Here is a 12,006-nt window from a genome sequence, read left to right as displayed (position 1 = left end):
CGAAGAGGACTGCGTCCATGCACACCCAGGTCAGCCCGTTCGAGCTCCACGCGTGGAAGGAGGGGGACCGGCACCACTACAGCGCGGGCTGGAAGGGTGTCTCGCCGGAGTTCGGCGAGATCACGCTGACGGCTCCCCTCCCCCGTACGAACCCCGAGACGCTCGTCTCGGAGGTGCGCGGCGGGCTGCTGCCGGTGGCCTCGGTCGAGGCCCGCGGGATGCACGCCGAGGGACTCAAGCTGCCGACCCTGAACCGGTTCACGCTGCGCGTCGGCGACCGGATGGTGTACGTGTCGCGGAACCGGTTCGGCGCCACCCGCGACCAGCGGGCCCTCACCATGAAGTACGCGGGCGACCGGTACCGGCTCGCGGCCCTCGACAAGAACGCCTACGTCCTCACCCGCGAGCCCGACGACGAGGATCCGGGGGTCAGGATCACCGTCCGCGAGTCCGGGCGCGGCAAGAACCGCCGGCTGTCCGTGCGGGTCGAGGGGCGCGCCGAGGGCGGGGACCTGGCCCTCGGGCTGATCTTCGCGGGTGTCGACCGGGCGGCCCTGACCCGGATCGGCGCGGTGAAGGCGGGCATCTCCCGCGTGACCCACTTCTGGACCGAGGCGGCGTACTGATCCGCCGCCGCCCCCGGTCCCCCTCCGTCGTACCTGACCTGACCGCCCTACCCGAGTGAGCGACACATGCCTTCCTTCGACGTGACCCGATCCCGTTTCCGGCTGGCCGACGACGAGGTCTTCGTCCTCGCCCAGCTGGCGACCGGTCAGCCGGTCCCGGAGTCCATGGCGCCCGCCGAGGCGCGGCTCCGGGACGCCGGCCTCGTCAACGGGGCCGGGGAGCTCTCCGCGCTCCTGCTGCCCCTCATGCAGACCCTCGTCAACCCGTCCGTGATCGTCTCCCTCGAAGCGGGCGGCCGGCAGGGCACCCTGCACCACGGGCTGCTCGTCGGCGACGAGCACGTCGTCTGCCACGAGACCTGGCCGGGCGAGGAGGAGGCCGTGTACCGGCTCGTCGAGCCGCGGACCGTGGTGTGGACGCTGGCCGACCTGATCGCGCTGCGCCAGTCCGACGCGGCGGGCCGGGACGGGGCGGACGAGGTCGTGGAGACGACCGTCGGCGTCCTGGAGGCCGGGCTGCGGGCCCTGGAGAAGGCGGCGTCGACGCCGGGCGCGGACGAGCGGTCCCTGGTCGTCGAGGCGCTGCGGGCGGCCGGCGCGTCGGAGGTCACCGCCACGCGGCTCTCTCAGCTGATCGTGGAGGTGCGGTCGAACTGGCGGATGACCGCGGCGTGGCAGGGCCGTCAGGACGGGGTGCCCGGCGTGACGGCCCGCGCGGTCGCCGCGTGGGACTGCGGCCCGCACGGCCAGTGGCTGCGCGAGCTGCCCGCCGAGCCGATGGCGGAGGGCGGCGCGACGGCCGGCAGCCCGTTCCGGCTGCGCCGTGTCGCGTCGAAGCGGATCTGGCAGGAGCTGACCGGCCTGCTGCCGGACGAGTCGGAGATCACCCGCCGCCCGGCCCCCGAGCAGGCGTAGCGGGGCGGGGGCCGGGCGCGGTCCGGGGGCCGGTGAGGCGCCGCGACGCCGGGCCTTCGGCGTACGGGACCGGGAGCGGTGGCCGCGGCCGTACGGGCGCGGGGCGCGCGGCCGTACGCGCCCCGTCGTCCCCGCGTCCCCGCGTCCCCGCGTCCCCGCGTCCCCGCGTCCCCGCGTCCCCGTCGTCCCCGGGTCAGCCCCGCTTCGGCGGGGCCGTTCCCAGGACGCGGTCCTTCAGGGCCGGGAACTGCTCCCGGGTCGCCGTGACCTTCGCCGGGTCCAGGACCGCCCGCAGGACCTCCTCGTCCGGGCCGGCCTCGGCGAGGGTCTCGCCCCAGGGGTCGACGACGATCGAGTGGCCGGCCTGCTCCACGCCCGCGTGCGAGCCCGCCGTACCGCAGGCGAGGACGTACGCCTGGTTCTCGACGGCGCGGGCCCGGGCGAGCAGGCTCCAGTGGGCGCGGCGGCGGGCGGGCCAGCCGGCCGGGACGACGAAGGCCTGCGCGCCCGCGTCGACGAGCCCGCGGAACAGCTCGGGGAAGCGCAGGTCGTAGCAGGTGCCGACGCCGACGGCGAGGTGCGGGAGGTCGACGGTGACCAGGTCCTCCCCCGCGGCCATCAGCACCGCCTCGCCCTTGTCGAAGCCGAAGCGGTGGATCTTGCGGTAGGAGGCGACGAGCTCGCCGTCGGGGGAGAGGACCAGCGAGGTGTTGTACAGCGCGCCGCCCGCCGCCTCGACGAAGGACCCGGCGTGCAGCCAGACCCCGGCGTCGCGCGCGGCCGCGGCCATCGCGCGGTGGGTGGGGCCGTTCAGCGGCTCCGACTCGGCGGCGAAGGACTCGTACGCGAAGGCCCCCATGGGCCAGAGTTCCGGCAGGACGACGAGGTCGGCGCGGCCGGACTCCTCCCGTACGAGACGGGCCACGCGGGCCCGTCGGGCGTCGACCGGTTCGTCCGGGTCTACCGCGATCTGGATCAGCGAGGCGCGCACACTACCACCGTCCTGGCATTCGAGCCGTCAACACCGGCCTACGATCGTCACACGAAAGCACTGCCGGGGTGCCTTCGGGCAGCGTAACTTAGCGTCCGAGCCTCCCACCCAGTCGTGTTTTCAGCCCGCGCACCGAAGAACCGCCGAGGGGTCCCGTGACCGTCCATCCCAGCCTCCAGAACTACGCCGACGCCTGGACCCACTCCATCGAGGCGATAGCCGAGCTGGTGCAGCCGCTCGTGGAGGGCGAGTGGAACCGGCCCACACCGTGCCCAGGCTGGTCGGTGCGGGACATCGTGTCGCATGTGATCGGCATGGAGACCGAGATGCTCGGCGACCCGCGCCCGATCCACTCGCTGCCGCGCGATCTCTACCACGTGCGCAGCGACTTCGCGCGCTACATGGAGGTCCAGGTCGACGTGCGGCGGCACCACACCGCGCCCGAGATGACCTCGGAGCTGGAGTACATCCTGATCCGCCGGGCCCGGCAGCTCCGCAACGAGAACCGCTCCCCCGAGCACCTGATCCGCGCGCCGCTGGGCGCCGAGCAGTCACTGGAACTGGCGTACCGGATGCGCGCCTTCGACGTGTGGGTGCACGAGCAGGACCTGCGGACCGCGCTCGGCCGGCCGGGCAACCTGGACTCGGCGGGCGCGCACGTGACGCGCGACGTGCTGCTGGAGGCCCTGCCGAAGGTCATCGCCAAGGACGCGGGCGCGCCCGCCTCTTCGGCCGTGGTCGTCGACGTCAGCGGTCCGGTGGAGTTCCTGCGGACGGTACGGGTCGACGCGGAGGGCCGGGGTTCCATCGACGGCGCGCCCTCGCTGGGGCCCGCGGTGACGCTCGCGACGGACTGGGAGACGTTCGTGCGCCTGGCCTGCGGCCGGGTCCGGGCGGCCGATGCGGCCGACCGGATCAAGACCGAGGGCGACGAGGCGCTGACGCAGGCGATCCTCGACAACTTCACGGTGACGCCGCGGTAGTTCCCCGGACGCGGCGACACCGCGGGTCGTCCCCTAGACGGGGACGTGGACGGCCTCCACCCTGCTGGCGACGAGCCGCTCACGCTCCCTGCGGTGGGTACGGGCCTTGAGCCGCAGGATCTGCACGACGCCCAGGGCCTCCAGGACGAAGACCGACGAGAACGCGATCCGGTAGTCGTCTCCGGTCGCGTCGAGCAGCACGCCCACGGCCAGCAGCGTCGTCATCGAGGCCACGAAACCGCCCATGTTGACGATGCCGGAGGCGGTGCCCTGACGCTCCGGCGGGTTCGCCGGGCGGGCGAAGTCGAAGCCGATCATCGACGCCGGCCCGCAGGCGCCGAGGACCAGGCAGAGGGTGACGAGCAGCCACATCGGGGCGTGCTCGCCGGGATAGGCGAGGGTCGTCGCCCACAGGAGGGCGGTCGCGGCGACCGTGCCCAGGGCGAGCGGGGCACGGGCCGCGTGGTGGCGGGCGATGATCTGCCCGTACGCGAGGCCGACGACCATGTTCGACAGGACGACCAGGGTGAGCAGGGTCCCGGCGGTCGACCGGGACAGTCCCTGCGCCTCCACCAGGAACGGCAGCCCCCAGAGGAGCAGGAACACCATGGCGGGGAACTGGGTGGTGAAGTGCACCCACATTCCGAGCCGGGTGCCGGGCTCCCGCCAGGACTGGGCGATCTGACGGCGCACGTAGGCGGCGCCCGCGTGCTCGGCGGGCTGCGGCGCGTGGCCCTCGGGGTGGTCCTTGAGGAAGAGCAGCAGCAGGACGAGGACGAGGACGCCGGCGAGGGAGCTGCCGACGAAGGTGGCCGTCCAGCCGAGTCCGCTGAGGGCGCGGGCGATGAACACGGTGGAGACGAGGTTGCCGGCCATGCCGAAGAGGGCGGCGACCTGGCCGATGAGCGGGCCCCGGCGGGCCGGGAACCAGCGGCTGCCGAGCCGCAGGACGCTGATGAAGGTCATGGCGTCGCCGCAGCCGAGGAGGGCGCGGGAGGCGAGGGCGGTGCCGTACGAGGGGGAGAGCGCGAAGCCCAGCTGGCCGAGGGTGAAGAGGACGACGCCGAGGACGAGGACCTTCTTGGTGCCGAGCCGGTCGACCATGAGGCCGACGGGTATCTGCATGCCCGCGTAGACGAGCAGCTGGAGGATGGAGAAGGTGGAGAGCGCCGAGGCGTTGACGTCGAAGCGGTCGGCGGCGTCGAGGCCGGCCACCCCGAGGGACGTGCGGAAGATGACGGCGACGAAGTAGACGGCGACGCCGACGCCCCAGACGAGGGCGGCGCGGCGGCCGCCGGGCGGGTCGCCGGGGAGGGTGACGGCCGCGCCGTATCCGTTGCGGTTGCTCATCGGTGGTCCCCCCGGACCAGGACCTTGACCCAGCTGAGGTGCTGGCGCACGCAGTGCGCGGCGCCCTCGGTGTCGCCGGCCTTGATGCGGTCGAGGATCTCGGCGTGCTCGGTGATGTTCTTGGCGACGCGGTCGGGCTGGGACTGCATCACGGCGACGCCCATCCGCAGCTGGCGGTCGCGGAGCTGGTCGTAGAGGCGGGAGAGGATCTGGTTGCCGGCGTGCTGGACGATCTCGGCGTGGAAGCACCGGTCGGTGACCGCGACCTCCGCGAGGTCTCCGGCCGCGGCCCGCAGCTTCTGCTCCTCCAGGAGTTCCTCCAGGCGGGCGATCAGCGAGGCGGGCGCGGGTACGGCCCGCCGGACGGCGAACTCCTCGACGAGCAGTCGGGTCTCGACGACGTCGGCGATCTCCTGCGCGGAGACGGCGAGGACGAGGGCGCCCTTCTTCGGGTAGAGCTTGAGCAGCCCTTCCATCTCCAGCTTGAGCAGCGCCTCGCGGACCGGGGTCCGCGACACCCCTACGGCGAGGGCGAGTTCGCCCTCGGTGAGGAGGGTGCCCCCCTCGTAGCGCCGGTCGAGTACGGCCTGCTTGACGTGCATGTAGACACGGTCGGCTGCGGGGGGTGCGGATGCCATGCACACAGCATAGATACAACAGGGGTGCAACAGAGGGCCCCGTCCACATCGTGGACGGGGCCCTCGGGGTCCTGCCGTCGGCCGGAGGTGGCATCACCCCCGGCCGGGTGTTTCACGTGAAACGGTGCGACTCGGACCTCACGCCCAGGTGATCAGCCTCTTGGGCTGCTCCAGGATCGCGGCGACGTCCGCCAGGAACTTGGAGCCCAGCTCACCGTCGACCAGGCGATGGTCGAAGGAGAGCGCCAGCGTGGTGACCTGACGCGGCTTCACCTTGCCCTTGTGGACCCACGGCTGGAGCTTGATCGCGCCGACCGCGAGGATCGCGGACTCACCGGGGTTCAGGATGGGCGTCCCGGTGTCGACGCCGAAGACGCCGACGTTGGTGATGGTGAAGGTGCCGCCCTGCATCGCCGCCGGGGTCGTCTTCCCCTCGCGGGCGGTGGAGACCAGCTCGCTCAGCGACGCCGAGAGCTCGGGCAGGGTCTGCGCGTGCGCGTCCTTGATGTTCGGCACGAGCAGGCCGCGCGGGGTGGCCGCGGCGATGCCCAGGTTCACGTAGTGCTTGAGGACGATCTCCTGCGCCGCCTCGTCCCAGGCCGCGTTGATCTCCGGGTTGCGCTTGACCGCGACCAGGACGGCCTTGGCGATGAGGAGCAGCGGGTTGACCCGCAGACCCGCCATGTCCGTCCCGGCCTTGAGCTCGTCGACCAGCTTCATCGTGCGTGTGATGTCGAAGGTCACGAACTCGGTGACGTGCGGGGCGGTGAAGGCCGAACCGACCATCGCGGCCGCCGTGGCCTTCCGTACGCCCTTGACGGGCACACGGGTCTCCCGGGCGTCGGTGGACACGGCGGGAGCCGCCTGGACGGGCGCGGGGGCGGCCTCGGGCTCGGCGACGGGCACCGGGGCCTGGACAACCGGCGCGGGCGCCGGGGCGGCCGCCGCGTGGACGTCCTCCCGGGTGATGACGCCGTCCGGGCCGGTCGGGGTGACCGTCGCCAGGTCGACGCCGAGGTCCTTGGCCAGCTTCCGGACCGGCGGCTTGGCCAGCGGGCGTCCGGCACCGGGGCCGTGGCCGTTGAGCTGCTCCGGCACGGTGACGGGCACCGGGGCCGGCTCGACGACCGGGGCGGCCTGCGCGGGAGCGGCCGGGGCCGCGCCCTGCGCCGCCTTGCGGGCGCGGCGCTTGGTGGAGCTGGCGGCCACGCCGTAGCCGACGAGGACCGGCGTACGGCCCTGGGGCGCGGCCTCCTCGGCGGGGGCCGGGGCGGGCGCGGCGGCGACCGGAGCGGCCTCGGCGGCCGGCGACGCGGGCGCCGCTCCGCCGCCGACGTTCACCGAGATGATGACCTGGCCGACATCGACCGTGGTGCCCTCGGGGAACAGCAGCTCGTGGACCGTGCCGTCGAAGGGGATCGGCAGCTCGACGGCGGCCTTGGCCGTCTCGACCTCGCACACGACCTGGCCGTCCTCGACCGTGTCACCGGGCTGGACGTACCACTTGAGGATCTCGGCCTCGGTCAGGCCCTCGCCCACGTCGGGCATCTTGAATTCGCGGATCGTCACGGTGCTCTCCTCAGTACGCCAGCGAGCGGTCGACGGCGTCGAGCACGCGATCGAGACCCGGCAGGTACTCCTCCTCCAGGCGCGCCGGCGGGTACGGCGCGTGGTAGCCGCCGACCCGCAGGACGGGGGCCTCCAGGTGGTAGAAGCAGCGCTCGGTGATCCGGGCGGCGATCTCCGCGCCGGAGCCGAAGAACACCGGGGCCTCGTGGACGACGACCAGGCGGCGGGTCTTCTCCACCGAGGCCTGGATGGTGTCGAAGTCGAGCGGCGAGATCGAGCGCACGTCGACGACCTCGATCGACTTGCCCTCCTGGGCGGCGGCCTCGGCCACCTCCAGGCAGGTCTTCACCATCGGGCCGTAGGCCGCCAGGGTGAGGTCGGTGCCCTCACGGGCGACCCGGGCCTTGTGCAGCTCGCCGGGGATGGCCTCGGTGTCGACGTCGCTCTTGTCCCAGTAGCGGCGCTTGGGCTCGAAGAAGATGACCGGGTCGTCGCTCTGGATCGCCTGCTGGAGCATCCAGTAGGCGTCGTTGGAGTTCGCCGGGGTGACGACCTTGAGGCCCGCGACGTGTGCGAAGAGCGTCTCGGGGGACTCGGAGTGGTGCTCGACGGCGCCGATGCCGCCGCCGTACGGGATGCGGATGACGATCGGCATCTTCACCGTGCCGAGCGAACGGGCCCGCATCTTCGCCAGCTGGGACACGATCTGGTCGTACGCCGGGAAGACGAAACCGTCGAACTGGATCTCCACGACCGGGCGGTAGCCGCGCAGGGCGAGACCGATCGCGGTGCCGACGATGCCGGACTCGGCGAGCGGGGTGTCGATGACCCGGTCCTCGCCGAAGTCCTTCTGCAGCCCGTCGGTGATCCGGAAGACGCCGCCGAGCTTGCCGACGTCCAGACCCATGATCAGGACCTTGGGGTCGGTCTCCAGCGCCTTGCGCAGCGACTCGTTGAGCGCCTTCGCGAGGGGAAGCTTCTGAACAGCCATGATTACTCGGCCTCTCCGCCCTCGAAGGACGCCTGGTAGGCGGCGAACTCGGCCCGCTCCTCGTCGACGAGCGCGTGCCCGTCCGCGTACACGTTGTCGAAGATCGCCATGTGCTCCGGGACGGGCATGGCGCGGACGACCTCGCGGACGTGCTTGCCGAGCGCCTCGCTCTCCGTCTCCAGCTCCTCGAAGAAGGCCGCGTCGGCGTGACCCTCGTTCTCCATGTACGTCCTGAGGCGCTGGATCGGGTCCTTGGCCTCCCACTCCTCGCGCTCCGCGTCCCGGCGGTAGCGGGTCGGGTCGTCCGAGGTGGTGTGCGCGGCCATGCGGTAGGTGTACGCCTCGATGAGCGTCGGGCCCTCGCCACGGCGGGCGCGCTCCAGCGCCGACCGGGTCACGGCCAGGCACGCGAGGACGTCGTTGCCGTCGACGCGGACGCCCGGGAAGCCGAAACCGCGGGCGCGCTGGTAGAGCGGAACGCGGGTCTGCTTCTCGATGGGCTCGGAAATGGCCCACTGGTTGTTCTGGCAGAAGAACACGACCGGGGCGTTGTACACCGCGGAGAAGACGAAGGACTCGTTCACGTCGCCCTGGCTGGAGGCGCCGTCACCGAAGTACGCGATCACGGCGGAATCCACGCCGTCCTTGGCGACGCCCATGGCGTAACCGGTGGCGTGCAGGGTCTGCGAACCGAGCACGATCGTGTACAGGTGGAAATTGTTGGTGCTCGGATCCCAGCCGCCGTTGTTCACACCGCGGAACATGCCGAGCAGGTTCGTGGGGTCGACCCCGCGGCACCAGGCGACCGCGTGCTCACGATAGGTGGGGAAGACGTAGTCGTCGTCCCGCAGGGCACGGCCGGAGCCGATCTGGGCGGCCTCCTGGCCGAGCAGCGAGGCCCACAGGCCCAGCTCGCCCTGCCGCTGGAGCGCGGTGGCCTCGGCGTCGAAGCGACGGCTGAGGACCATGTCGCGGTAGAGACCGCGCAGTTCCTCGGCACTCAGGTCGATGTCGTAATCGGGGTGCTGGACGCGCTCTCCCTCGGGCGTCAGCAGCTGGACGAGCTCGGGCTCCGCGCCCTGCGCCGCCGGTGCCTTCTTCGCGCCTGCGGCGCTGGTGGTGCGCTTGGCGCCGCTGCTGCGTCGCGTCGTCTTGCGCGCGGCAGTGCTCTCCACGGTCACGTGCGTGCTCCTCCGTCGGTCCGGCCTCCGGGTTCGCCGGTAAGACCAGTGCGGCTCCGCCTTATCCGTACCCTTCGCACGGGGTGGGTGCGACGCGGCCGGAGTCGGGCGTGACAGGTGCCCCGGCGAGCGCCGTCATAGGCACGTTACCCATAGTGCGGCATTCCCGCGAAACCCTCCTTGACCTGCGATTTTGCTTGGATTTCCAAGTAAATCGAGAAAAGAGGGACTCGCTGCTGGTCAGCGCGTGGACAACGGCCCGACGCCGTCGTCGGAACATCCGGCACGTTATCCCGCGCACCCCGGGCGCGGGAAGAGCCAATATGTGAGACTGGCAGCGTGCGCGAAGAAGGAAAAATCCGGGTATTTCTGCTGGATGACCACGAAGTCGTCCGGCGCGGCGTCCACGAGCTGCTCTCCGTGGAGGACGACATCGAGGTGGTCGGCGAGGCCGGGACGGCGGCGGACGCGCTGGTCAGGATCCCCGCGACCCGCCCCGACGTCGCCGTGCTCGACGTCCGGCTGCCGGACGGCAGCGGCGTCGAGGTCTGCCGCGAGATCCGTTCGCGGGACGAGGACATCAAGTGCCTGATGCTGACCTCGTACGCGGACGACGAGGCGCTCTTCGACGCGATCATGGCCGGAGCCTCGGGGTACGTCCTCAAGGCCATCCGCGGCAACGAACTCCTGAACGCGGTGCGGGACGTGGCCGCGGGCAAGTCCCTGCTCGACCCGGTGGCGACCGCCCGCGTCCTGGAGCGGCTGCGGGACGGCAACAACCCCAAGGGCGACGACAAGCTCGCCAACCTGACGGATCAGGAGCGCAAGATCCTCGACCTGATCGGCGAGGGTCTGACCAACCGGGTCATCGGCGAGCGGCTCCACCTCGCGGAGAAGACCATCAAGAACTATGTCTCCAGCCTGCTGTCGAAGCTGGGCATGGAGCGGCGCTCGCAGGCCGCCGCCTACGTGGCGCGGCTCCAGGCGGAACGCCACTGACGTCCTCCCGGGGCCGGAGACGGCCGGGGCACCGGTGGCGCCGGGCCGGCCGACCGGCCCCGGCACGCCCCGGCCCGGGTGCGGCCGACGGTCCCGATTCGGGACCTACGTCCCCGCGAACGCGGGGCAGGGGCCCCTTCTCCGACAGCTGGCGGTGGCGGAGAGTGGAGGGCATGTCCACCGACGAGATCCGCGCCATCGAGCTGCTCGGCCGCGTCGCGTACGGCCGGGTGGCGACGAGCATGCGGGCGATGCCGTTCGTCGCCCCCGCCCGCCACATCGTGGCCGACGGCCGCGTGCTGCTCCGGCTGCACCGGGGCCTCGGCTACCACCGCGCCTGCAACGGCAGCGTCGTCGCCTACGGCGCGGACAACTTCAGCTCCGGGTCGGCGAACCTCTGGTCCGTGCAGTTCACCGGCACCGCCGAGATCGTCGAGCCGACCGCCGAGGAGCTCAGGGAGTTCGGCACCGAACCGGAACGGGTGGACGGCGAGGCCTTCGATCCGGTCTACATGCGGATCGAACCGCAGTTCGTGACGGTCCACGCCCTCGACTACGCGAGCGAGACCCCGGTGACCCGTGCCACCACCCACTCCGTCCGGCGACACCTCCACCACGTAGCGTGATCTAACATCTGGCGGGTGCCGCGCTCATCTGAAACGCTCACTCCTCCGGGCGAACCGCCCGCCCCGCGGCCCGGTCACCGACCGGGCGCCGCCCGCCCCGCCGGCGCCCCGCCCGCCCCACCGGTCGGCGCCCTGCTCCGCCGCCACCGGCACGCCGGGGAACCCCTCTCCTGCGTGCCCGTCGCCGAGGGCCTGCTCAACCGCGGCTTCCGCCTCTCCACCACCCGCGGCACCTACTTCCTCAAACAACACCTCGACGCCCCCACCGCCGACCGCGCCACCATCGCCCGCCAGCACCGGGCCACCCAGCGGCTGCACGCCCTCGGCCTGCCCGTCGCCCCGCCACTGCCCGACGGCAGGGGCCGCACCGTCGCCGTCGTCGACGGCCACTGCTACGCCCTGCACCCCTGGGTCGACGGCCGCCACCGCGACGGCGCCCAGCTGTCCACCGGCTGCTCCCGGCGCCTGGGCACCCTCCTCGGCCAGGTCCACACCGCTCTGGACCGGGTCATGGAGCCCCCGGGACCCGACGGGACAGCCGACGAGTCCGCGGACGGCGGGCGCGCCAGCGCCGACCTCCAGGACACCTTCCGGGCCATCGACGAGCTGATCCGCCTGGCCCGCGCGCACCGCCCCCGCGACAGCTTCGACGTCCTCGCCCTGCACCGGCTCAGGGAGCGCCGCCGGCTCCTCGCCCAGTACGCCCACCACCGGCCGCCGCCCGCCGGGGCGGCCGGCTGGGTGCACGGCGACTTCCATCCGCTGAACCTGCTCTACCGGGGCGCCGAGCCCGCCGCGATCGTCGACTGGGACCGGCTCGGGGTCCGCCCGAGGGCCGAGGAGGCGGTCAGGGCCGCCGCCATCTTCTTCGTGCGGCCCGGGGGCGAGCTGGCCCTGGAGAAGGTACGGGCGTACGCCCGGGCGTACCGGCGGGCGAGCGGCGCCGACCGCGCCGAGCTGGCGGCGGCCGTCCACCGGGTGTGGTGGGAGCGGCTCAACGACTTCTGGACCCTGCGGTGGCGCTACCAGCTGCACGACCTGAGGGCCGACCCGCAGTTTCCCGCGATGTCGGCCCTGGCGGTCTGGTGGACCCGCGAGTACGCGGCGGTGAGCGACGCGTTCGCGGGGTGAGGCGGC

At 72.5% G+C, this 12,006-nt stretch carries 12 protein-coding genes; 6 read left to right on the top strand and 6 right to left on the bottom strand.

All coding sequences use genetic code 11. The features are described from left to right. The first annotated feature begins 17 nt into the window (after positions 1 to 17). Both ACF09E_RS22955 and ACF09E_RS22950 read left to right on the top strand, forming a co-directional pair. Positions 18 to 626 carry a hypothetical protein gene (locus tag ACF09E_RS22955; protein ID WP_392206779.1) on the top strand — a complete coding sequence of 203 codons (609 nt, stop codon included), beginning with the start codon at positions 18 to 20 and terminating at the stop codon, positions 624 to 626. 66 nt (positions 627 to 692) lie between these two features. Then, a complete protein-coding gene (locus ACF09E_RS22950) occupies positions 693 to 1,541 on the top strand; it encodes a histidine kinase (RefSeq protein WP_392206778.1) in 849 nt (282 codons plus the stop codon). Positions 1,542 to 1,734: 193 nt separating this feature from the next. Here ACF09E_RS22950 and ACF09E_RS22945 read toward each other — a convergent pair whose 3' ends face one another. Beyond that, on the bottom strand, positions 1,735 to 2,532 hold the full coding sequence (locus ACF09E_RS22945) for a carbon-nitrogen family hydrolase (RefSeq protein ID WP_392206777.1): 798 nt from the start codon (positions 2,530 to 2,532) through the stop codon (positions 1,735 to 1,737). 155 nt (positions 2,533 to 2,687) lie between these two features. On the opposite strand from ACF09E_RS22945, the gene ACF09E_RS22940 reads away from it, so the two are divergent. After that, positions 2,688 to 3,515 carry a maleylpyruvate isomerase family mycothiol-dependent enzyme gene (locus ACF09E_RS22940; RefSeq protein ID WP_392206776.1) on the top strand — a complete coding sequence of 276 codons (828 nt, stop codon included), beginning with the start codon at positions 2,688 to 2,690 and terminating at the stop codon, positions 3,513 to 3,515. Positions 3,516 to 3,548: 33 nt separating this feature from the next. Here the strand turns inward: ACF09E_RS22940 and ACF09E_RS22935 are convergent, their stop codons facing one another. The 5 genes from ACF09E_RS22935 to pdhA all read right to left on the bottom strand — a co-directional run bounded on the left by ACF09E_RS22935 (position 3,549) and on the right by pdhA (position 9,244). Further along, positions 3,549 to 4,865 (bottom strand): nitrate/nitrite transporter, encoded by a 1,317-nt coding sequence (locus ACF09E_RS22935; protein ID WP_392206775.1) that lies wholly within the window; start codon positions 4,863 to 4,865, stop codon positions 3,549 to 3,551. Further along, positions 4,862 to 5,503, bottom strand: coding sequence for a GntR family transcriptional regulator (locus ACF09E_RS22930; RefSeq protein WP_361848803.1), 642 nt, complete (start codon positions 5,501 to 5,503; stop codon positions 4,862 to 4,864). The genes ACF09E_RS22935 and ACF09E_RS22930 overlap by 4 nt, the downstream gene beginning before the upstream one ends. Before the next feature lie 138 nt (positions 5,504 to 5,641). Further along, positions 5,642 to 7,051, bottom strand: a complete 1,410-nt coding sequence (locus ACF09E_RS22925) for a dihydrolipoamide acetyltransferase family protein (protein WP_392207078.1) — start codon at positions 7,049 to 7,051, stop codon at positions 5,642 to 5,644. Positions 7,052 to 7,082: 31 nt separating this feature from the next. Continuing rightward, positions 7,083 to 8,063, bottom strand: coding sequence for an alpha-ketoacid dehydrogenase subunit beta (locus ACF09E_RS22920; RefSeq protein WP_361848805.1), 981 nt, complete (start codon positions 8,061 to 8,063; stop codon positions 7,083 to 7,085). A 2-nt stretch (positions 8,064 to 8,065) separates the two neighbouring features. Further along, positions 8,066 to 9,244 carry a pyruvate dehydrogenase (acetyl-transferring) E1 component subunit alpha gene (gene pdhA / locus ACF09E_RS22915; RefSeq protein WP_361848808.1) on the bottom strand — a complete coding sequence of 393 codons (1,179 nt, stop codon included), beginning with the start codon at positions 9,242 to 9,244 and terminating at the stop codon, positions 8,066 to 8,068. A gap of 339 nt (positions 9,245 to 9,583) precedes the next feature. Here pdhA and ACF09E_RS22910 point away from each other — a divergent pair, with 339 nt between their 5' ends. From ACF09E_RS22910 to ACF09E_RS22900, 3 genes are all read left to right on the top strand, one after another. After that, positions 9,584 to 10,243, top strand: a complete 660-nt coding sequence (locus ACF09E_RS22910; protein ID WP_392206774.1) for a response regulator — start codon at positions 9,584 to 9,586, stop codon at positions 10,241 to 10,243. Positions 10,244 to 10,416: 173 nt separating this feature from the next. After that, positions 10,417 to 10,869 (top strand): pyridoxamine 5'-phosphate oxidase family protein, encoded by a 453-nt coding sequence (locus ACF09E_RS22905; RefSeq protein ID WP_361848814.1) that lies wholly within the window; start codon positions 10,417 to 10,419, stop codon positions 10,867 to 10,869. 132 nt (positions 10,870 to 11,001) lie between these two features. Beyond that, positions 11,002 to 12,000 (top strand): phosphotransferase, encoded by a 999-nt coding sequence (locus tag ACF09E_RS22900; RefSeq protein ID WP_392207076.1) that lies wholly within the window; start codon positions 11,002 to 11,004, stop codon positions 11,998 to 12,000. Positions 12,001 to 12,006: the final 6 nt, after the last annotated feature.

It is taken from the genome of Streptomyces sp. NPDC014891 (assembly GCF_043081085.1).
Taxonomy (GTDB): domain Bacteria; phylum Actinomycetota; class Actinomycetes; order Streptomycetales; family Streptomycetaceae; genus Streptomyces.
The sequence above is the reverse complement of the archived record's forward strand: the minus strand, read 5'-3'. Positions and strand labels throughout refer to the sequence as shown.